Source organism: Pseudomonas sp. P5_B3 (assembly GCF_056400405.1).
Window position 1 is genome coordinate 79,574 of record NZ_JBFULI010000010.1, and the last position, 22,356, is coordinate 101,929.

At 60.2% G+C, this 22,356-nt stretch carries 17 protein-coding genes; 6 read left to right on the forward strand and 11 right to left on the reverse strand.

The genetic code is table 11. The annotated features are described in order from the left end of the window. Positions 1-154: 154 nt before the first annotated feature. The 3 genes from AC1DRN_RS09070 to AC1DRN_RS09080 form a co-directional block, all read right to left on the reverse strand. Positions 155-1,951 (reverse strand): acyl-CoA dehydrogenase C-terminal domain-containing protein, encoded by a 1,797-nt coding sequence (locus AC1DRN_RS09070; RefSeq protein WP_223456897.1) that lies wholly within the window; start codon positions 1,949-1,951, stop codon positions 155-157. An 85-nt stretch (positions 1,952-2,036) separates the two neighbouring features. After that, positions 2,037-3,329, reverse strand: coding sequence for a GGDEF domain-containing protein (locus tag AC1DRN_RS09075; RefSeq protein ID WP_223456896.1), 1,293 nt, complete (start codon positions 3,327-3,329; stop codon positions 2,037-2,039). Between the two features lie 150 nt (positions 3,330-3,479). Then, complete coding sequence (locus tag AC1DRN_RS09080) at positions 3,480-5,615, reverse strand: cytochrome-c peroxidase (protein WP_223456894.1); 2,136 nt, start codon at positions 5,613-5,615, stop codon at positions 3,480-3,482. 1,107 nt (positions 5,616-6,722) lie between these two features. Here AC1DRN_RS09080 and AC1DRN_RS09085 point away from each other — a divergent pair. Further along, a complete protein-coding gene (locus AC1DRN_RS09085; RefSeq protein WP_223456892.1) occupies positions 6,723-8,501 on the forward strand; it encodes a hypothetical protein in 1,779 nt (592 codons plus the stop codon). 81 nt (positions 8,502-8,582) lie between these two features. Here AC1DRN_RS09085 and AC1DRN_RS09090 read toward each other — a convergent pair whose 3' ends face one another. The 7 genes from AC1DRN_RS09090 to bioB form a co-directional block, all read right to left on the reverse strand. Next, positions 8,583-10,388: a phenylacyl-CoA dehydrogenase gene (locus AC1DRN_RS09090; protein ID WP_223456889.1), complete on the reverse strand. Its 1,806-nt coding sequence runs from the start codon at positions 10,386-10,388 to the stop codon at positions 8,583-8,585. Positions 10,389-10,665: 277 nt separating this feature from the next. After that, positions 10,666-10,962 carry a pyrroloquinoline quinone biosynthesis protein PqqE gene (locus tag AC1DRN_RS09095; protein ID WP_223456887.1) on the reverse strand — a complete coding sequence of 99 codons (297 nt, stop codon included), beginning with the start codon at positions 10,960-10,962 and terminating at the stop codon, positions 10,666-10,668. A gap of 123 nt (positions 10,963-11,085) precedes the next feature. After that, the gene (gene bioD, locus AC1DRN_RS09100) at positions 11,086-11,766 is read right to left on the reverse strand and encodes a dethiobiotin synthase (protein ID WP_223456885.1); all 681 of its coding nucleotides are present in this window, start codon (positions 11,764-11,766) and stop codon (positions 11,086-11,088) included. Beyond that, positions 11,763-12,575, reverse strand: coding sequence for a malonyl-ACP O-methyltransferase BioC (gene bioC, locus AC1DRN_RS09105; protein ID WP_223456882.1), 813 nt, complete (start codon positions 12,573-12,575; stop codon positions 11,763-11,765). Before bioC ends, bioD begins: the two co-directional genes overlap by 4 nt. Continuing rightward, positions 12,568-13,299: an alpha/beta fold hydrolase gene (locus AC1DRN_RS09110; RefSeq protein ID WP_223456880.1), complete on the reverse strand. Its 732-nt coding sequence runs from the start codon at positions 13,297-13,299 to the stop codon at positions 12,568-12,570. The genes bioC and AC1DRN_RS09110 overlap by 8 nt, the downstream gene beginning before the upstream one ends. After that, a complete protein-coding gene (gene bioF / locus AC1DRN_RS09115; RefSeq protein ID WP_223456878.1) occupies positions 13,292-14,470 on the reverse strand; it encodes an 8-amino-7-oxononanoate synthase in 1,179 nt (392 codons plus the stop codon). Before bioF ends, AC1DRN_RS09110 begins: the two co-directional genes overlap by 8 nt. Positions 14,471-14,579: 109 nt before the next feature. Then, positions 14,580-15,635: a biotin synthase BioB gene (gene bioB / locus AC1DRN_RS09120; RefSeq protein ID WP_223456876.1), complete on the reverse strand. Its 1,056-nt coding sequence runs from the start codon at positions 15,633-15,635 to the stop codon at positions 14,580-14,582. Positions 15,636-15,728: 93 nt separating this feature from the next. On the opposite strand from bioB, the gene AC1DRN_RS09125 reads away from it, so the two are divergent. The 5 genes from AC1DRN_RS09125 to rarD all read left to right on the forward strand — a co-directional run bounded on the left by AC1DRN_RS09125 (position 15,729) and on the right by rarD (position 21,553). Further along, on the forward strand, positions 15,729-16,469 hold the full coding sequence (locus AC1DRN_RS09125; protein WP_223456874.1) for a ComF family protein: 741 nt from the start codon (positions 15,729-15,731) through the stop codon (positions 16,467-16,469). A 63-nt stretch (positions 16,470-16,532) separates the two neighbouring features. Then, positions 16,533-17,297, forward strand: coding sequence for a TOBE domain-containing protein (locus AC1DRN_RS09130; protein WP_223456872.1), 765 nt, complete (start codon positions 16,533-16,535; stop codon positions 17,295-17,297). A 66-nt stretch (positions 17,298-17,363) separates the two neighbouring features. After that, positions 17,364-19,265 carry a PhoX family protein gene (locus tag AC1DRN_RS09135; RefSeq protein WP_223456870.1) on the forward strand — a complete coding sequence of 634 codons (1,902 nt, stop codon included), beginning with the start codon at positions 17,364-17,366 and terminating at the stop codon, positions 19,263-19,265. A gap of 209 nt (positions 19,266-19,474) precedes the next feature. Then, entirely contained in the window at positions 19,475-20,449 is a 975-nt protein-coding gene (locus AC1DRN_RS09140) for a serine/threonine protein kinase (RefSeq protein WP_223456868.1), read from the forward strand. Between the two features lie 216 nt (positions 20,450-20,665). Continuing rightward, a complete protein-coding gene (rarD, locus tag AC1DRN_RS09145) occupies positions 20,666-21,553 on the forward strand; it encodes an EamA family transporter RarD (protein WP_223456866.1) in 888 nt (295 codons plus the stop codon). A 215-nt stretch (positions 21,554-21,768) separates the two neighbouring features. Here rarD and AC1DRN_RS09150 read toward each other — a convergent pair whose 3' ends face one another. After that, complete coding sequence (locus AC1DRN_RS09150) at positions 21,769-22,287, reverse strand: glycine cleavage system transcriptional repressor (RefSeq protein WP_223456864.1); 519 nt, start codon at positions 22,285-22,287, stop codon at positions 21,769-21,771. Positions 22,288-22,356: the final 69 nt, after the last annotated feature.

The following is a 22,356-nucleotide window of genomic DNA, read 5'->3' on the forward strand; positions in this document are numbered from 1 at the left end:
ACAGGTGATTCACAGGAAGTGTGTTTTCGTTGGGTCGGAGTGTACCCCAACAACTTTTGTGACACATAGGGTCAACTCATGACCATTTTGTTATTTTTAGTCATCAACAAAAAAGCCCGCGCAAGGCGAGCTTCGTTGTAACGGATTTATATGACTAAAGCGCAAACAACTCCGCCGGCAATTGCATCAGGCAATCGCTACCCGCCTCTATGGCCGCCCGATGAGCAGCTGTGCGTGGCAAGAGACGCTTGAAGTAAAACTCGCTGGTCGCCAGTTTGCCCCTGCAGAAGTCGCCATCGCCGCTGCCAGCATCGAGCTGCGCCTGAGCCACCAGCGCCATGCGCAACCACAGGTAGCCAAGGATGATGTAACCGCTGTACATCAGGTAATCCACCGACGCGGCACCCACTTCGTCAGGGTTTTTCATCGCGGCCATGCCGACCCTGGTGGTCAACTCACCCCACTGCTGGTTCAGTTGATTGAGCTGCGCCACATACCCGGCCAGTTGCGGATGCTCGGCATTCGCCGCGCAGAACTTGTGGACGATTTTGGTGAACCCGCGCAGCAGCTTGCCCTGGCTGCCGAGGACCTTGCGCCCGAGCAGGTCCAGCGCCTGAATGCCGTTGGTGCCCTCATAGATCGGCGCGATCCGGCAGTCGCGAACCAGTTGCTCCATGCCCCATTCGCGAATGAACCCGTGGCCGCCAAACACCTGCATGCCGTGGTTGGTCACCTCCAGGCCGGTGTCGGTCATGAAGGCTTTGCAGATCGGCGTGAGGAACGCCAACAAGTCTTCGGCATCCTGACGCGCCGTTTCGTCCGCGCTCAGGTGTGCAACGTCGAGCAACTGCGCGGTGAAGTAGGTCAGCGCGCGATTGCCTTCGTTGAAGGCTTTCATGGTCAGCAACATCCGCCGCACATCAGGGTGAACGATGATCGGGTCGGCAACTTTTTCCGGGGCTTTCGGGCCGGTCAGCGCGCGCATCTGCAAACGGTCGTTGGCGTATTTGATCGCGCCCTGGAAGCTCGCCTCGCCCAGACACAGCCCTTGCATGCCGGTGCCCAGCCGCGCGTGGTTCATCATGGTGAACATGCAGTTGAGGCCCTTGTTCGGCTCACCGATCAAAAAGCCCTTGGCCTCGTCGAAGTTCAGCACGCAGGTGGCCGAGGCCTTGATGCCCATTTTGTGTTCGATCGAGCCGCAGGACACACCGTTGCGCTCGCCCGCTTCGCCCGTCGCATCGGGCAGGAACTTGGGCACGATGAACAGCGAAATGCCCTTGGTCCCGGCCGGTGCGTCCGGCAATTTGGCCAGCACCAGGTGAATGATGTTGGCGCTCATGTCGTGCTCGCCGGCGGAGATGAAGATCTTGCTGCCAGAGATCGCGTAGCTGCCATCAGCCGCAGGCACGGCGCGGGTCTTGATGATGCCCAGGTCGGTGCCGCAATGGGCTTCGGTCAGGCACATGGTGCCGGTCCATTGGCCAGCGGTAAGCTTCTTCAAATAGGTCTGCTTCTGCGCCTCGGTGCCATGGGCGTGGATCGCCGACATCGCTCCGTGGGTCAGGCCGGGGTACATGCCCCATGAAGTGTTGCTGGAGCCCACCATCTCGCTGATCACCAGGCCCAGAGAGATCGGCAGCCCTTGACCGCCGTAAAGCGGATCCGCCGCCAAGCCATGCCAGCCGCCCTCGATATATTGGGCGAATGCCTGCTTGAAGCCCATGGGCGTTGTGACCACGCCATTGTCGAAATGACAGCCTTCTTCATCGCCGCTGCGGTTGAGCGGCGACAGCACGTTTTCGCAGAACTTCGCGCCCTCCTCGAGGATCGCATTGACCATGTCCGGGCTGGCATCGGTGGCCCCCAGCGCGGCGTAGTTGCTGTGAAAGTCGAAGACGTGGTCGATCAGAAAGCGCATGTCGCGCAAGGGAGCTTTGTACTCGGGCATGGTCATTCTCCGTCGGCAGATTTCTTCAACCTACTGCCGCCGGCCGTGCCTCACAACCACCTACCGCTCGCTGAATGCGCCATCATCACTCAACCGTAGCGGCGTCCATGCGCACGGCGCCACGGCGGTTCTGCCCGAACGCCATCACACAGTTTCGCCCGGCACCCTTGGCGCTGTAGAGCGCCTTGTCAGCGGACTTGAGCACCTCTTCAGGGGTGCGTTGATCGATCCGCTCGGCAACGCCGATACTGACTGTCACCGATACACTCGACGCCCCGGAACCGGCACGCCGCTGGCGCCCCTGATTATCGTCCTGCGGGCGGTTTTCCTGATTGCGCAGTTGAATGTTGTATGTGGCGATGGAATCGCGGATGACTTCCAGGTGCGGCAGGCACTCTTCGAGGGTCTTGCCTGCAAACACCAGGGCAAACTCCTCGCCGCCATAGCGATACGCCTTACCGCCTCCGCCGATTTTCGACAGTTTGCTGGCCACCAGCCGCAGCACCTGATCGCCTACGTCGTGGCCGTGGGTGTCGTTGAATTTCTTGAAGTGGTCGACGTCGCTCATGGCCAACACGTAGTTGCGCCCCAACCGTTGCATGCGCTCATTTAGCGCACGACGGCCTGGCAGCCCGGTCAGTTCGTCGCGGAAGGCCATTTGATAGGCTTCGTGGGCAACGGCGGCGGCGATCATCAGCATCACCTGGCTGCACATTATGTTGAGGGTGAACGGCAGGATGAAGGTTTTCGGCAACATCCAGAACAGCCCGAGCAGCCCCACCAATTGCGCGGCGTGCAGCGGTCGCGGATTGCGCCAGTATTGCCAGGCCAGCAGCAGAAACGCAGCGATGAACACCGGGTAGGACAACTGGATCAGGCTCATCCAGGCGCCATGCAAGGCGGGCCAGCGAATCTCCGACAGCCAGACCAGCAGCGCGTGCGGATAGCTTTGCTCAAGCCCCAAAGCCACGCTGCCAACCGCCAAAAGTACTGCAAAACGCGCCACCATGTCCTGGAACAGATGGGTACGCTCCTGCCAAGCCGCGAACACGCCAAACAGCAGCGGCAGCAGCAGGCAACACAAATGAAAGACCACGGCGGCATCGTCACGCACTTTGCCGTTGTCGCGGTAATAGTCGGTCTGGGTGTCGAGCAGGAAGTAGGCGATGTACACCGTGACCATCAGAAACAGTTCACGCTGGCGTCGGTAAACCGCGCAATAGGCGCCACCGAGCAACAGCACCAGGGTGGGCAGCACGTTGAACAGCGAGGTGAAGAAGACGTTCAGATCCTTGATGTACGCAGCCGCAAGCCCCGCCAGTAACAGCAGCAATGACGGCAGAAAATGACTGAAACGCACAGCGGAAGAGCGCGGCAAGGGTAAAGCTCCGACCGGTCAGATCAATAGATGGCAATGTGCCCACCACTTTAACGGCAGCCCCCCCGATTTGCTGAGTGAAATACTGAGGTATTTGTAAAAGGTCGTCACTGGCGTCCATCAGTCGCCAGTGACGCAAGGGCGATACGGTTACAGGTCGTTGTTGAACGGTTGCAGCGGCCCTTCCAGCGCTGTGCGACCTTCGGCACCGACCGGATTGAGCTGGATTTCGGCGTCCTGCGCCTGCCGGGTAGTGATCTTCGGACTGGCCGGTTTTTGCCCGACCGAGTTTTCATCACCCTTTTCGCCCTGTGGCAGTACCAGCGATGGATGGTCAAACGGCGCCCGTTCCCACGCGACCCGAGGGTCGGTAAGCCCGACTTCCATGAACTTGACCAGCGCATCCACTTCATCCGGGGCCAGGTTCAGCCGGGTCATGTCCGGATCGAGGTTCGAGCCGTTGTGCTGATTGACCGCCGGATGCACGAAGCCGCTGGTGTTGCTGGCATCTTCRCCACGCCGGTCGCCGCCGCGGTTGTAGAACTCCATCACCTGTTGCAGCGTTGCGCGACTGCCATTGTGGAAATACGGTCCGGTCAACGCGATGTTGCGCAAGGTCGGCGTCTTGAAGGCGCCATCGACCGCATCGCGGAAACCGACATTGGGCTTGAGCGTCGTATCACAAGGGATGGCCGGGCTCAAAGGCACTTCGAAGGTGCACACATCGACTTCCAGCGGGTCAGGGATCTGGCCGCCCTGCAGTACGGTGTTGTACTCACGAGTGAAGGACAACGGATTGCCCCAGGCATCCGAGCCACCGAGCGCCAGGTCTTCCGAGGTCGGACGCACCCCGGTGTTGTAGAAGCCGTTGTCATACAGTGTGGTCAGGTTGTCGGCCATGACCATGCGTTCGATCCGTTCCCGAGGATGGAACAGCAAGCGGCTGCCGGCGTTGGTCAATTCCGCACCGCCGTGGCAACTGATGCACTTGCCCTTGCCCAGGAACAGATTCATGCCCTGGACCTGCTGCTCGTTCATGGCCGTATGATCGCCCTGCAAATAGGCATCCAGCGGCGCCTGGTCCGAGATCAGCGTGGACTCATACATCTGAATCGCCAGCCCGAAGAACAACGGGAAGTTCGCCTCCATCTGGGTGTATGGCGCACCGCCCAGCAAGACCTGCTGCGTGGCATTCCACAGGCGCGGCTGGAACGCGTTCTTGATCAGTTCACGGTAGGTCGGCCGATGACCACCGGATACCGGCCCGAGTATCGAGTCGGTGGACGAGATCCGTTGCTGCTTGAGCATCAAGGTGTCGAGCATGCGCCGGCCAATGTCGGCGAAGGTACGTCCGCCGCAGGACATTTCTACCGGGCTGCCGGGAGGCCCTACCGCTTGCGAGGCGGCGGAAGCATCCTTGAGCGCCAGCCTGACTTTGGTCGCCACGCCACCGCGATCGCTGGTCACGAAAATCCCGGCGTCAGGGTCGCGATTGCCGAACGGCGAGAAGCCATTGAATACGTTATTGGCCCGGCCATCCCAGAAGTTGCGCACGTTGAACGCAGCGTTGATCACCGTTGGCGCATTGCGCCCGGTGCTACGGCGAACATTGATACCGCCCACCTGGAAGATACCGTCCGGTTGCTGAATGCACTTGTCGAACCGCGACTGATTGGGCTTGACGAAGTTGGCGTCGAACACGCCTTGGGAGCCGATGACATCATCGCTTGAATAGACAATCGCCGAGTTGCGATCCAGCGGATCGGCCAGCACGTGGGTCGGGAAGTCGCTTTTCTTCAGCAGGTAGTTCGGACCGCCCTTGCCACCGGACCTGGTGGTGTAGCTCGGCACGTCGCCCGGAATATCCGACGCGGTGAACGGTTTGTTGAAGATCGACGAGACGTTCGCGTTGGTATTCGCCTGGCCCGGGTTGATCTGGTTGGTGGTGCGGTGATCGACACCCGCGTGGAAGTGGCAGGACGCGCAAGCGGTGGAGCCGTCACTGCCGATCTCCATGTCCCAGAACAGTGCCTTGCCCAGGAGCACTGCCGCCGAGCGATTGAGCACGTAGTCGGTCATCAGGTCGACCTTGCGCCCGCCTTCGGTTCCCGAAGGGTCGGGAGGCGTCATGCCGCGCAGTGACTGCAGACCAGGCACGTCCGGCACGGCCGGAACGACCGGGTCTGCGGCCCAAACGCTCATGACGGGCAGGCCAATGGCGAAGAGTGTCATCACCATTGCACGGGGCAAGCAGGTGGTTCGAAAGATGCTCAAATAATTAAACATGACGACGTTCCCGATTCAGTACGGAGTAGTCAGGCTCCGCGGTTGCCCTGTTGCGAGATGAGCTCATCGCCATGAATGTTGCTGCTCGCTCGAGTAACCACATCAACTTGAAGTTGCATGGACAATGCGAGACCCAACTGGCAAAGCACTCTCGTGGCCCAGGCCTTTTTAAAAAATGATATTTGGCACTACTGGATAGCGCTTGATGCAACTCTAGCTGCAACAAAACATTTCAACATGAAAATTTCTACATTTTTCATTTAAGTCAAATCAAGAAACCCTACTATCAACAGCAACTGCGCACTATTCCTCAGTTCTGGTTAAACTTCACCCAATTATTGGGTGCCATTCCCCAAACAGCCCGCATCCGGTGATCACCAACGACTTCTAAAAGCCAGCATTTAAAGGGCATCACGTCACCAGACTGCGTTTTTTTGAAGCTGGCAGAGTATTTGCTCATCCAAATACCCCGGTGTAAACGGCACTTAAAAAACACCTGTAAAACCGCATCGCCAGCCAAAAAAAACATCCATCAAACATATAAAACCCATTCGTGCGCAAGTTGCACTGCGTTAGCTATTGTCTTTTTATTTATACCTCCCATACACGACTATTTTTTCTCCACCCTCTTCACCCCCCTTTTGCACACCTGCGACTTTAGTAGTATTTAACAGACAACACTTCTCAACTACCACTAACGGAGACACACCTACTAAAACTTTTCACAGCACTCCAAATTTGGGCATATATACCCACCTACTTTGGCGTTAATCACATAACTATAACTATGTGTATATCACCAACATCAGCGCAGCCCGCATTTTTACTGGCTAACAAGGCGACTGAACCAATCAGGCACGACTACTGCTAGGTGCCCCTCAGGCTCAAGGAAATGTCTCTCGCGTTTGCGTCCGTAACCGGCCAACGCAACGCAGGTGAAAGCATCCGAACGGCAAGTGTCGACCGTACACAGGCACTTACCCCGCTGGATCGAGCCCCAATTCGACACTCACGGCTTTGCGTTTTTCTTGCGCAGGATTCAGCGCATCAGCAGATCCGCGATCTCGATCGGCCGGCAATTGGTCCTGCAAGATTCTGGAGTGAGCCATGAGCTTATCTTTGTTCGAAAAAACGCTCGCCATACCGCTGCTGCCTCACAAACGATTCAACGGCATCTTCAGTCGCCATGCTCTGCTCGCCGGTGCCGTCGCTGTCGCACTGGCCATTGGTGGTGGAGATGCATTTGCCAAAAACGGAGCTGGCGGTGGCGGTGGCGGTGGTGGCGGGACTGCCAAGCCCCCGGGTTTGCCCTCGCCGTTCACGACACCCACACTGCCCGATCCGATTTTTACAAACCCGACTGCGATTCATGGGTTTGACGTTACCGGCTTTATCCAAAACATGACCCTGGACACCACCAATGCGAATTGCCCCAATACCAGCGACCCGGGCCGCTTTGGGGGGACCGTCCAGTTGAACGGCGTCACGATTGTTGTCCCTTGCAACACCGTTATGCAGATGCCGGCCAACACCCTGACCTGGGCCGACTTCGTCAGGGTTGGAACCCTGGCGCTCGGAAAATCACCGGCAGCCTACCCCTCGTTCGAGATCCATGTGGTAGGTAATACTGTCTCCAACAAGCAAATTGCCGGGCTGATCTTTGTCTCCCAGCAATCAGTCAATGCGGGCAGCGGTGTCATCACCCGGATCGACTACACCAACGGCAACCTCGAAGTTGACAGCGGAAACCCGACGCAACCCACGATCATTCAGATCAACGATCCGAATGGACGTTTTGGCCGTGCCCAAAGCCCCGACCCACGCTTCTCCGTCGATGATGCCAACCCGACCATCCATGCCGCCACCGGCTACCCGATGTGCGTGCCGCGCACGATTTCCGGGGACGATGCACTCTGCCCACAGAAAAACCGGCCACAAGTGGTCACCCCGACCACGACCAACAACTGCCGCAACTTCAGCCAGGCCGGCGTCACGCCTCCGGCCAGTGGAGAGCTCTCGGGTCCAGCGGTGGGGCAGGTCTATTGCAGCCAGTACGTCATGAAGAGATTCAGCGATGCTACACGCACGGCGACGGACCCCGACCCGACACAACAGGCACCCTTCGAAGTCGGCGACTTCATCAGCTGGTCCGGTACTCTGTTCAAGTCAGCAACAACGGGGCTCCCGGACTTCATCTCTGCACACACGATCGAGGCGAATGTCGGGATCTACACTCAGCCTGGTTCGCAGCCCAGCTACCTGGCTATCGGGGAATTTGGCATCGGTACGGCCGACCCGGCCGCAACGGCCATCAGCGGAGTAGCCCAAGAGACGCAGGACCGGATTTTCCTTGAAGCCTCGACCACCGACATCCAGACCCCGGTCGATATCTATCTGATAGATGTCAATCCATCGACAGGTGTGCAAACCAATCGCTGGATTACACCCTATGAGATGACGGGTGAATGCAACCCTGGGCTTGGCCTTGCGGCCAGTTGCCTGGGAGCCTCGGGTGGTATTACCACACAGAACACGGGGGCCCAGCCACAACGCGCCAGATTACGCGCGACCAAAGCGCCCACCGGGCTACTTAGCCAGCCGACACGTACCTTGCGCGTTGTTGCACGGTCACTTTGCGTTCCACAGCAAAGCTTATCCCAGGCCGGCGTGGACGGTTGCATCCAGAATGCGGGCAGGCTGACCGTCGCCAATGGGCTGATTGCCGGACAGTATGTGGCGCCGGTGTTCGAGTTCATCTTTCCGGAAGGTGTCAAGCCTGGCGATCCCGTCGTCCCGAACGACTTCTGGCACCTGCCGTTCATACGTAACGGCGAAGGCGTGAGTACCCCGACTGGCGTCGGCCCCCTGGACCCGACGCCATGGTGATCAAAGCCTGACCACAGCGCACAAAAAAACCGCCGCTCCCGGAGGAAGCGGCGGTTTCTTTATGAAGGACTGCGCCAGGACTTAGTAGCCCAGGTCGAAGTTCTCTTCTTTCATGTCCATCAGGTTGTTGGCGCCCGACAGCATGGTGACAACGTGAGTGCGGGTACGCGGCAGGATGCGCTGGAAGTAGAAACGCGCAGTCTGCAACTTGGCGGTGTAGAAGGCCTCTTCGGAAGTGCCGGCAGCCAGTTTCTCGGCAGCCAGACGCGCCATGTCAGCCCAGAAGTAGGCCAGGCAGGCGTAACCGGAGTACATCAGATAGTCCACGGAGGCCGCGCCGACTTCTTCGCGATCTTTCATGGCAGCCATACCGACCTTCATGGTCAGTTCGCCCCATTCCTTGTTCAGTGCAGCCAGCGGTGCGACGAACTCTTGAACCGCTTCGTTGCCTTCGTTGGTCTGGCAGAATTTGTGGACGATCTTGGTGAAGCCTTTCAGAGCCTCGCCTTGGGTCATCAGCACTTTACGGCCCAGCAGGTCGAGTGCCTGGATACCGGTGGTGCCTTCGTACAGCATCGAGATGCGGCTGTCGCGAACGTTCTGCTCCATGCCCCACTCGGCGATGAAGCCGTGACCGCCGTAGATCTGCACGCCGTGGTTGGCCGCTTCGAAACCGACTTCAGTCATGAAGGCCTTGGCGATTGGCGTCATGAAGGCCAGCAGTGCGTCGGCTTTCTTCTTCTCTTCTTCATCTACGCCGTACTTGACGATGTCGACCTGCTTGGCGGTGAAGTAAACCATCGCACGGTTGCCTTCGGCGAATGCCTTCATGGTCAACAGCATGCGACGTACGTCAGGGTGCACGATGATCGGGTCAGCGGCTTTGTCCGGCGCTTTCGGGCCAGTCAGCGAGCGCATTTGCAGACGGTCACGAGCGTATTTCAGGCCGCCCTGAAAACCGACTTCGGCGTGGGCCAAGCCTTGCAGCGCGGTACCCAGACGTGCGGTATTCATGAAGGTGAACATGCAGTTCAGGCCTTTGTTCGCCGGGCCGATCAGGAAACCGGTGGCGCCGTCGAAGTTCATCACGCAGGTGGCGTTGCCGTGGATGCCCATCTTGTGTTCCAGGGAACCGCAGGACACGGCGTTACGCGCACCGATCGAACCATCGGCGTTCGGCATGAACTTCGGCACGATGAACAGAGAGATGCCTTTGGTGCCAGCCGGTGCATCCGGCAGGCGGGCCAGTACGATGTGGACGATGTTGTCGGCCATGTCGTGTTCACCGGCCGAGATGAAGATCTTGGTGCCGGAAACCTTGTAGGAACCGTCGGCCTGAGGCTCGGCCTTGGTGCGCAGCATGCCAAGGTCGGTGCCGCAGTGCGGCTCGGTCAGGCACATGGTGCCGGTCCACTCGCCGGAAACCAGCTTGGTCAGGTAAGCCTCTTGCTGCTCAGGGGTACCGTGCTCGGAGATGGTGTTCATCGCACCGTGCGACAGGCCCGGGTACATGCCCCACGACCAGTTGGCCTCGCCAACCATTTCGCTGACCGCCAGACCCAGGGATTCCGGCAGGCCTTGGCCGCCGTGCGCAACGTCGTGGGCCAGGCTTGGCCAGCCGCCTTCGACGAATTGCTTGTAGGCTTCCTTGAAGCCAGTCGGGGTCTTGACGCCGGACTCGCTCCAGGTACAACCCTCGATGTCGCCCACACGGTTCAGCGGAGCCAGTACCTGTTCACAAAACTTGGCACCCTCCTCAAGAATGGCGTCAACCATGTCCGGAGTTGCGTCGGCACAAGCCGGAAGGCTCTGATAGTGCGCTTCGTAGCCGAGCAGTTCGTCACGAACGAAGCGAATATCACGCAAGGGGGCCTTGTAGTCAGGCATAGCGATAAACCTCTGCTGATGTAACCGGGAATGGACGACCGCATTGATTTGTTGTTGCGATCAAACAGTTGTTTGAAACATACGTTTACGCCCAATTCTTGTCAAGCGTCGATCTTTTGCCGTTCGTCATCGCAGGCTTGGACACACAGGCACACGACAGCGCAGCCGCGCTTTCAAAGCGGCCAGCCATGCGGAAAAGATTAGTTGAGGAAGAAAGACTTACGCAGAAAAACGCCGCGAACGGGCGCGGCGCTGGAGAGTACGGATTCTGTAAAAATCAAGCGAAGGTATCGATCAACGTTCCGAGCACTTCATCGGCTGCCTTGGCGACTTTCACGCCCAGCTCCGCCTGAATCTTGCCTTGGGCCATTTCGACCACGTTGCTGCTCAGGTCCGATTGCTGGCTGCGATCAACCGATCGCAGACGATCGACCTGCGCCTCGGAGGACTGGCTGGTGACCGATCGCTCGATCGTCATGTTGGCGATCTGCCCGGCGGCTTGATCGACACGGTTCAGCCCTGCCTGAAGGGTGCTCAGACCTGCATAAAAAGCGCTGCTTCCTGAGATTTCCATGGGAAAACTCGTCCTTTCAAAGGATGAACAGCGGCCATTGAAGCAGAGTGGCCGGCAAAACACTCGACAAAAACACTAATGGCACAGTGCCTTATCATAGGCAAAACCCGCATTGCAAAAACGTCAGTCCAACAGGTCCAGTTGCAAGTACTCGGCCACTGCCTCGGCCGTAACGGCCTTGAGTTTAGGCACACGCCCCAGGCACGGCGCCGGGAGGCGCTCGGCAAGGGTGGCGAGGTTTTCTTCCAGCCGCGAGGTTTTCGGGTCGATGATGTTGGCCACCCATCCCGCCAGTTGCAAACCGTCCCGGGCAATCGCTTCGGCGGTCAGCAAGGCATGGCTGATACAGCCCAATCGCACGCCGACCACCAGAATCACCGGCAGCTTCAATGCGATGGCGAGGTCCGACAGATTGTCCTGATCCGCCAAGGGTACGCGCCATCCGCCGGCGCCTTCGATCAGGGTGAAGTCCGCCTGCATACCCAGAATCTGCCGCATTGGCGCCAGCAACGACTGCACCGTCAGCGCCACACCCGCCTCTCGCGCCGCCAGGTGCGGGGCGATGGCCGGTTCGAAGGCCACCGGATTGACCTGGGCATACGTCAGCGGCAGCGAACACTCCGCCAGCAAGGCCAGCGCATCGGCGTTGCGCAGGCCTTTGGGCGTCACGTCGCAACCGGAAGCGACCGGCTTGCCCGCCGCCGTGCTCAAGCCCGCCGAACGCGCCGCATGCAGCAGGCCAGCAGCGACCGTGGTTTTACCGACATCGGTATCCGTGCCGGCGATGAAATAGGCTGCGCTCATAAGGGTTTCTCCAATACGGCGTACACCACTTGATAAGTCGCCGGCAGTCCCTGAGCCCGACGAAACTGCTCGTAAGCCTCGATCAAACCCAAAATCCGCGCTCGCCCGGTCAAGCCGCCCGGCCGTCCGGGATTGAGGTTGTGCGCGCCCAGCGCCTTGAGTTCATGGGTCAGGCTGCGCACATCCGGGTAATGCAGCACATGCGGCAGATTTTGCAGACTGACGACCCGTAAACCACTGGCAGCGCACAACTGCTGATAAACACCAAACTCCCGGAAGCGGTTTACGTGCACCATGCCATCGACCTGCCGCCAGCTGTCGCGCAGTTCAAACAACGTCCCTGCACAAAGACTAGCAAACGCGAAGATGCCGCCCGGTTTCAGCACTCGAAAAGCTTCACTGAGCACCGAGTCGAAGTCCGCGCACCACTGCACCGCCAGGCTGGAGAAGATCAGCTCGCAGGTCGAATCCTGCAGTGGCAAACGCTCGGCATCGCCAGCCACGAAGTGCGTGGCACCGCCCAATGGCCGGGCGTGCTCGAGCATGCCTTCGGCGATGTCCAGCGCCACCCCGTGGCTGCTTGGAAATTGCTCACCCAGGGCACGACTGAAATGCCCGGTGCCGCAGCCCAGATCCAGCCAATGCTGCGGTACAAAGCCCTGTGGCAAGCGCCTGAGCAATTGGCTGCCCACATCACGCTGCAACTCGGCCACGCTGTCGTAGCTTGCCGCTGCGCGGGAGAATGACGCGGCTACCTGGCGCTTGTCTGGCAAGGCGCCGGGCAGGTTGGGAAAGGATAAATCAGTCATCACCGGACTCATGCAAAAAGGCCTGGATCGCCCCCGCCACACCGTGGGGATCCTCCAGAAGAAACGCGTGGCCGGCCTGTTCAATCAGACCGATTTCGACATCCGGCAGCAATGCCAACAACTCGCCCGCCGCCTCCACCGGCACCAGCCCGTCGAGGCCGGCGAACAGATGCAGTTGCGGACCGCGGAACGATTGCAGTGCCTGTCGTGTATCCAGTTGCGCGAGCACTTGCAGACCACTGAGCAGCACCGGCGCGGCGGTGTTCGGGGCGCCACCGAGCAACAACCGCGACAATCCGCGCGGGTCTTCGGCGCCTTGGGCGCAGAGCAGTGAAAAGCGTTTCAACGTCGCGCGCGGATCGGCTGAACATGCCGCCAGAAACGCATCGAAGGTTTCCCCGGACATTGCGCTTGACCATTGTTCATGAGCGACAAAAGAAGCGTTGCTGGCCAGGGAAAACACACCACAGCAGCGATCGCCACGCCGGGCCGCCAACTCGCAGGCGAGCATGCCGCCCAATGACCAGCCGCCCAGCCAGGCGTCTTGCGGCAAGGTCGAATCAAGCTCATCGAGCCACTCTTCAAGATCGCTCGACTCCAGCTCCGGCAACGGCTCTATCTCGACATGCAGGTGCTCATCCAGGCCGCGCAAGGCTGCCGCCAGAGGCTCCAGCGGTGAAACGCCAAGGCCCCAGCCGGGCAGCAGAATCAGACGATCACGCATGGCTTGGCTCCGACTGCAGTTGTTGAAAACAATCGGCCAGTCCGTTTAACAATAGCTGTACTTGAGCTTCGCTGTGGGCAGCCGTCAGCGTGACCCGCAGTCGGGCGCTGCCGGCGGGTACGGTCGGCGGGCGAATCGCAGTCACCATCAACCCGCGTTCACGCAGCATTTGCGAAAGGCGCACCGCGCGCCCCGCGTCGCCGATCATGATCGGCTGGATCGGCGTGAAGCTGTCCATGAGTTCCAGGCCAATCTGTTCGGCGCCCTGGCGGAACTGGCGGATCAGTGTCTGCAAATGCTCGCGACGCCAGTGTTCGCTGCGCAGCAGTTCCAGGCTTTTCAACGTGGCGCAGGCCAGCGCGGGTGGCTGGCTGGTAGTGTAGATGTAGGGGCGGGCGAACTGGATCAGGCTTTCGATCAGCTCGTCGCTGCCAGCCACAAAGGCACCCGCCGTACCGAACGCCTTGCCGAGGGTGCCGACCAACACGGGAACGTCATCCTGGCTCAAGCCGAAGTGTTCGACGATGCCGCCACCGTTGGCACCCAGTGGTCCAAAACCGTGGGCATCGTCGACCATCAACCAGGCGCCTTTGGCCTTTGCCTCTCGAGCCAGCGCAGGCAGGTCGGCGATATCACCGTCCATGCTGAACACGCCGTCGGTGACCACCAGCGTATTGCCGGTGGCTTTTTCCAGGCGTTTGGCCAGGCTCACCGGGTCGTTGTGCAAGTAGCGATTGAACCGCGCGCCGGACAGCAGCCCCGCGTCGAGCAGCGACGCATGATTGAGCCGGTCTTCGAGCACCGTATCGCCCTGCCCCACCAGCGCCGTGACCGCACCGAGGTTGGCCATGTAACCGGTGGTGAACAGCAACGCGCGAGGGCGACCGGTCAGGTCGGCCAACGCTTCTTCCAGGGCATGGTGCGGGGAGCTATGGCCGACGACCAAGTGTGACGCCCCTCCGCCCACACCCCACTTCAAGGCGCCAGCACGCCAGGCTTCGATCACTTGCGGATGATTGGCCAGGCCCAGGTAGTCGTTGTTACAGAACGCCAGCAACGGCTGGCCATCGACCACCACTTGCGGCCCCTGCGGGCTTTCGAGCAGCGGTCGCTGGCGGTAGAGGTTTTCGGCACGACGGGCAGCAAGGCGTGCGGCGAGATCGAAAGACATGCAGGCCTCGACGTTCAGATCACAGAAATCAAAATGAATGCGATCCCTGTGGGAGCGAGCTTGCTCCCACAGTGTTTTGCATTCCAATCAGAAGAGTCGGTGGATGGATTTAAACCGCCGCGTTATAGAACTGCTCGCTGCTCTTCTGCTCCACCAGCGCCTGCTCGATAGCTGCCTGATGCACTTCGTCGGCGTGCTCTTCGCGGGCTTCCGGCAGGATGCCCAGTCGCGAGAACAGTTGCATGTCCTTGTCGGCCTGCGGGTTGGCGGTGGTCAGCAGTTTTTCGCCGTAGAAAATCGAGTTGGCGCCAGCAAAGAACGCCAGGGCCTGCATCTGTTCGTTCATGGCTTCGCGGCCGGCGGACAGGCGCACGTGGGATTGCGGCATCAGGATGCGCGCGACGGCGAGCATGCGGATGAAGTCGAACGGATCGACGTCGTCGGCATTTTCCAGCGGTGTACCGGCGACTTTCACCAGCATGTTGATCGGCACCGACTCCGGATGCTCCGGCAGGTTGGCCAGCTGTATCAGCAGGTTGGCGCGGTCGTCCAGCGACTCGCCCATGCCAAGAATGCCGCCGGAGCAGATCTTCATCCCCGATTCACGCACATACGCCAGGGTTTGCAGGCGCTCACTGTAGGTGCGGGTGGTGATGATGCTGCCGTAGAACTCAGGCGAGGTGTCGAGGTTGTGGTTGTAATAGTCGAGGCCGGCATTGGCCAGCGCTTCGGTCTGCTCCTGATCCAGGCGACCGAGGGTCATGCAGGTTTCCAGGCCCATGGCCTTCACGCCTTCGACCATTTTCAGCACGTAAGGCATGTCTTTGGCCGACGGGTGCTTCCACGCCGCGCCCATGCAGAAACGGGTCGAACCGATGGCCTTGGCGCGAGCGGCCTCTTCGAGGACCTTTTGCACTTCCATCAGTTTTTCTTTTTCCAGGCCGGTGTTGTAGTGACCGGACTGTGGACAATATTTGCAATCTTCCGGGCAGGCGCCGGTTTTGATCGACAGCAGGGTCGACACCTGGACGCGGTTGGCGTCGAAATGCGCACGGTGCACTGTCTGCGCCTGAAACAGCAGGTCGTTGAATGGCTGTACGAAGAGCGCTTTGACTTCGGCTAAAGTCCAGTCATGACGCAGGGTTGCAGTGGTGCTGGCGCTCATGGGCGATTCCTTTATTCAGGCTTGGCAAGCGGCCGGGGGAACGGAATACCCACAGGCACGACACGGATGTTTCGGCATGTTTAAGGAAGAGTGATGCGCTGTCAACCTCAATACGAAGGACTGGTTTACATCTGGTTAAAAAACAAACAACCATGTCTTCTATGCGATGAAACGGCCGACGGCATTGTCCCTGTCTGCACGGCCTGCGAAACCGAGTTGCCCTGGCTCGGCGATCACTGCCAGACCTGCGCCCTGCCGCTTCCGGCCGTAGGCCTGACCTGCGGATATTGCCTGAAGCAGCCACCCGCCTTCGAACAAGTGATTGCCCCCTGGACCTACAGCTTTCCGGTAGACAGCTTGATTACCCGCTTCAAGCACAGTGCAAAGTGGCCGTTTGGCCGCCTGCTCGCCGAACTTCTTGCTCAATACCTGAAACATCGCTTCGAAGACGATCTGCAGCGACCCGATGCGCTGATCCCGGTGCCGCTGGCAACCCGGCGCCTGCGCAAACGCGGGTTCAATCAGGCGGCGATGCTGGCCCAGTGGCTGGGTACGAGTCTCGATATCCCTTGCGACGAACGGTTGCTGCTGCGAACCCAGGACACCGACGCCCAACAGGCATTGAACGCCGAAGCACGCCGAAAGAACCTGCGCAACGCTTTCGCCCTGGCGTCCGGCGCGGTCGTCAAAGGCCAGCACCTGGCCCTGATCGACGACGTCCTGACCACCGGTGCCACGGCCCAGGCCCTGGCTCGCCTGCTGATGGACGCCGGTGCGGCAAGGGTCGACGTCTATTGCCTGGCCCGCACGCCCAAACCCGGCGAAACACCCTGACTTGACTCGCGCGGCCCAAGCGGCCAACGTCCTCACCATCGTTACCACCCAAAGCGACTTGTCATGTCCTTGCCTACCTTGTTGTCCCAGCACATTGTCCGCCGTCCGCAGCGCATCGCCCTGCTGCAGCACATCGCCGAACAAGGCTCGATCACCCGCGCGGCAAAAAGCGCAGGCCTGAGCTACAAGGCCGCCTGGGATGCGATCGATGAGCTGAACAACCTGGCGCAGAAGCCGCTGGTGGAGCGGATTGTCGGTGGCAAGGGCGGTGGTGGTGCACGCCTGTCCATCGAAGGTCAGCGCGTATTGCGCCTGTACCAGAAGCTGCAAGCCTTGCAGGCTCAAGTGCTGGAAGCCGCTGAAGACGCCAGCGACCTGGACCTGCTCGGGCGCTTGATGCTGCGCACCAGCGCGCGCAATCAGTTGCATGGCAAGGTGGTGGCGATCGAACCTCAGGGGCGCAACGACCTGATTCGCCTCAAGGTCGCCGAAGGCGTGATCGTCGACGCGCAAATCACCCACGACAGCACCGAACGCCTGGAACTGCACATCGGCACCGAAGTCGTGGCACTGATCAAGGCCGGCTGGCTCGATGTACTGGGAATCGATTCCGCAGAAACGCCTGGAAACAATTGCCTGAAAGGCACCATCGAGAAGATTCTCGACGCCGACGATGGCCCCAGCGAAGTACGCATCACCCTGCCCAGCGGCTTGTCACTATGCGCCCTGGCCGAGCCGAGGCATCTGCAGGCATTGGGGCTGACGTGCGGCAAACCGGTGCGCGTGGAGTTTTCGCCGTCCAGGGTTCTGTTGGGCACGCCGCTGTAAGCAAAACCGTAACAAAAGGTTCATTACTCAGCATTAAGGTGTCTGCAAAACCGCAGGGAGCCTGAAATGAGTCTATTAGAAGAAAACCAGTCCACCGACCTCGAAACCATGGTCGGCCTCAGCCGCCGCGGCTTCATCAGCGCAGGTGCCCTGTGCGGCGCGGCGATGTTCCTCGGCGGCAATCTGCTGAGCCGCAGCGTGATGGCTGCCAGTGTCAGCGCCGGCAACAGCCAGTTGCTGGGCTTCGACAGCATCCCCGCCGCCACCAGCGACTCCATCACCCTGCCAGCGGGCTACAAGTCCTCGGTGCTGATCAGCTGGGGCCAGCCTCTGCACAAGGACGGCCCGGTGTTCGACCTGAGCGGCAATGGCAGCGCTGAACATCAGGAAGCCCAGTTCGGCGACAACAACGACGGCATGAGCCTGTTCGAGTTTCCCGGTGAAAAAGACCGGGCGCTGATGGCAATCAACAACGAATACACCAACTACCGCTACCTCTACGCCCACGGCGGCATGCCGCAATCGGCGGAAGAAGTGCGCAAGGCACTGGCCTGCGAAGGTGTGTCGGTGATTGAAGTGCAGCGCAAGAACGGCCAATGGCAGTTTGTCCAGGGCTCGCGCTACAACCGCCGCATTCACGGCAACGCACCGATCAGCCTGAGCGGCCCTGCCGCCGGACATGCCCTGCTGAAAACCAGCGCCGACCCACACGGCAAGAACGTCCTCGGCACGTTCCAGAACTGTGCCAACGGCAAGACACCGTGGGGCACCTATCTGACCTGCGAAGAGAACTTCACCGACTGCTTCGGCAGCAGCAACGCCGAGCAGAAATTCGACCCGGCGCAAAAACGCTACGGCGCGGTGGTGACCAGCAAAGAGATCAACTGGCATCATCACGATGAGCGCTTCGACCTGGCCAAGAACCCCAACGAACTCAACCGTCACGGCTGGGTGGTGGAGATCGATCCGTTCGATCCGAAGTCGACGCCGGTCAAACGCACGGCCCTGGGGCGCTTCAAACACGAAAACGCCGCCCTGGCCGAAACCGGCGACGGTCATGCCGTGGTGTACATGGGCGACGATGAGCGCGGTGAGTTCATCTACAAATTCGTCAGCCGCGACAAGATCGACCACAAGAACCCCAAGGCCAACCGCGACATTCTCGATCACGGCACCTTGTACGTGGCGCGTTTCGATGCGGGCGACGGCAACGCCGATCACCCGAAAGGCCAGGGTGAATGGATCGAACTGACCCATGGCAAAAACGGCATCGACGCCAGCAACGGCTTTGCCGATCAGGCCGAAGTGCTGATCCACGCCCGTCTCGCAGCCAGCGTGGTGAAAGCCACGCGTATGGACCGCCCGGAATGGATCGTGGTCAGCCCCAAGGATGGCCAGGTTTACTGCACGCTGACCAACAACGCCAAACGTGGCGAAGACGGGCAACCGGTGGGCGGGCCGAACCCACGCGAAAAGAACGTCTACGGCCAGATCCTGCGCTGGCGCACCGAGCGTGATGATCACGCCTCGCACACCTTTGCCTGGGACCTGTTCGTGGTGGCCGGCAACCCGGGTGCGCATGCCGGTACGCCAAAGGCCGGCTCGTCGAACATCACGCCGCAGAACATGTTCAACAGCCCGGACGGCCTGGGCTTCGACAAGGCCGGACGCTTGTGGATTCTGACTGACGGTGATGTGAGCAATGCCGGTGACTTTGCCGGCATGGGCAATAACCAGATGCTCTGCGCCGATCCTGCGACCGGCGAGATTCGCCGTTTCATGGTCGGGCCGGTAGGTTGTGAAGTGACCGGGATCAGCTTCTCGCCGGATCAGAAAACCCTGTTTGTCGGGATTCAGCATCCGGGTGAAAACGGCGGTTCAACCTTCCCCGAGCATCTGCCTAATGGCAAGCCGCGGTCTTCGGTAATGGCGATTACCCGGGAAGATGGCGGGATCGTCGGCGCCTGATCCGGCCTCTTCGCGGGCAAGCCCGCTCCCACAGGATTGGCGCGATTTCAAATCTGGCGCATGACCTGTGGGAGCGAGCTTGCTCCGGGCGGCGTTCCGACGATGGCGTCAGCCCAGACACCACACATCTCAGTCCAGCCACTAAAACCCCACCGTCTGCGCTACCATGCCTGGCCGGACGCAGCAGCCTGCTGCGCGCAGGAGTCAGCATGGCCCACCCGTTTGAAACCCTTACGCCAGACCTCGTACTCGACGCCGTCGAAAGCATCGGCTTTCTTAGCGACGCGCGCATCCTGGCGCTCAACAGCTACGAGAACCGCGTCTATCAGGTCGGTATCGAAGACGCCGAGCCACTGATCGCCAAGTTCTACCGGCCGCAACGCTGGAGCAACGAAGCGATTCTGGAAGAGCACCAGTTCACCGCCGAACTCGCCGACTGCGAGGTGCCAGTGGTGGCGCCGTTGATCCATAACGGTGAAACCCTGCACGAACACAACGGTTTCCGTTTCACCCTGTTCCCCCGCCGTGGTGGCCGCGCGCCGGAGCCGGGCAATCTCGACCAGTTGTATCGCCTGGGCCAGTTGCTCGGGCGCCTGCATGCGGTCGGCTCGACCCGGCCATTCGAGCACCGTGAAGCACTGGCGGTGAAAAATTTCGGCCATGATTCGCTGGCCACGTTGCTCGACGGCAATTTCATCCCCCGCAGTCTGCTGCCGGCCTACGAATCGGTGGCCCGCGATCTGCTCAAGCGTGTGGAAGATGCCTACAGCAACACGCCGCACCAGAACATCCGCATGCACGGTGACTGCCACCCCGGCAACATGATGTGCCGCGACGAGATGTTCCATATCGTCGACCTCGACGACTGTCGCATGGGTCCAGCGGTGCAGGACATCTGGATGATGCTGGCCGGCGATCGTCAGGATTGCCTGAGCCAGTTGTCGGAACTGATGGACGGCTACAACGAATTCCACGACTTCGACCCGCGTGAACTGGCCTTGATCGAACCGTTGCGCGCCCTGCGCCTGATGCATTACAGCGCCTGGCTCGCCCGCCGCTGGGACGATCCGGCATTCCCCCACAGTTTTCCGTGGTTCGGCACCGAGCGTTATTGGGGTGATCAGGTGTTGGCGTTGCGTGAACAACTGGCGGCGCTCAATGAAGAGCCACTGAAGCTCTTCTGACCCACCCGCCCCCCTGTAGGAGCGAGCCTGCTCGCGATGGACGTCAACGATAACGCGTGCTGCCTGGATAAACGCGTTGCCCTTGCGTTCTTCGCGAGCAGGCTCGCTCCTACAGAGACCGATGTTCACAAATGACCTACCTATTCAGGTAAGACATTCACAGACAAATCTCCTTACAATCCCCCTCTTTGTTAGCTGCCTAAGCAAGGATTCTGCATGCAAGCCGCCAACCCGCGTCGCGGGTACATTCTGGGCCTGAGTGCCTACATCATCTGGGGACTTTTCCCCCTCTATTTCAAAGCCATCGCCAGCGTGCCCGCCGTGGAAATCATCATCCACCGGGTACTGTGGTCGGCGCTGTTCGGCGCCTTGTTGCTGATGGTCTGGAAGCATCCCGGCTGGTGGCGCGAACTGCGGGAGAACCCGCGAAGGATGGCGACCCTGGCCCTGAGCGGTACACTGATTGCGGCCAACTGGCTGACCTACGTCTGGTCGGTGAACAACGGCCGCATGCTGGAGGCCAGCCTTGGTTACTACATCAACCCGTTGGTGAACGTGTTGCTGGGCATGCTGATTCTTGGTGAGCGGCTGCGACGCATGCAATGGATTGCCGTGGGTCTGGCGGCCGTGGGTGTGGCACAACAGGTCTGGCAAGTGGGGAGCCTGCCGTGGGTGTCGCTGGCGCTGGCACTGACCTTCGGCTTCTATGGCCTGATTCGCAAGCAGGCACCGGTCAAGGCGCTGCCGGGGCTGGTGGTGGAAACCTGGATGCTGGTGCCGATTGCCCTCGGCTGGTTGCTGCTCAATCCGACGGCCAGCAGCGCCCAGGCCGAATTCTGGACCACGTCCCAAGCCTGGTGGCTGGTTGCCGCCGGCCCGATCACGCTGGTGCCGCTGGTCTGCTTCAACGCTGCTGCACGGCATTTGCCCTACACGACACTGGGCTTTCTCCAGTATCTGGCACCGACACTGGTGCTGCTGCAAGCGGTCCTGCTGTTTGGCGAGCACCTGTCGTCCAGCACCCTGGTAGCGTTCATGTTCATMTGGGCCGGTCTGGCGGTTTACAGCGTCGATGCGTGGATAAGTTTGCGCCGCCGCAGCTGATCAAAAAACACACAAAACCCTACAGGCCACGTCTCCCGTGGCCTGCATCATTCGCTCCCAAGGTTATCCACAGCGTGATCCCCGCCGTTTGTGCGCAAGTCCCTGAAACTGCTGGTTTTTTGATCAGATCCTGAAGAACCCCGGCCGGTGTGGCCTGGCGGGGTGTCTCTACAGGTTATCCACAGGCGGGTGCACGTTTAACCTGGATAACCCGATCAGGGTTCACTACGCAGCACCAGCTCGACCATCAGGTCGTCCGCCAGGGTTTCCAGGCGCGATTGCAGTACGTCCAGCGACAACGTCAGCGGGACGGCAAGAATCGCTTCAGCATGGAACAACGGCTCGCTGCTCATCGGTGCCGGGCGCACTTCGGTGACCAGCCGCTCCAGGTTCACCCCCTGCTCGCTCAACAAGCGTGTGATGTCACGCACGATCCCCGGACGATCATTGCCCACCAGTTCCATGGCGATCGGCTTCCAGGTGCAGAATTGTTCGATACTGCTTTCGGCGATCAACACGCGAATGCCCTGGGCGGACAAGCCCTGCAGGGCATCGACCAATTCGTCGTAGGCCTCGGCCGGCACCCCCACCCGAAGAATCCCGGCGAATTGTCCCGCCATGCGCGACATGCGGCTTTCCAGCCAGTTACCGCCGTGTTCGGCGATGCATTGGGCAATGCGCTCGACTTGCCCTGGCTTGTCCGGTGCGAATACGGTGAGTACGAGGTGGTCCATGGCGCAGCCCTCTGGTCATGACTTTTGTTATAGAGAACCAAGTATAGGCAAGGGCTGACTCGGTGTTGA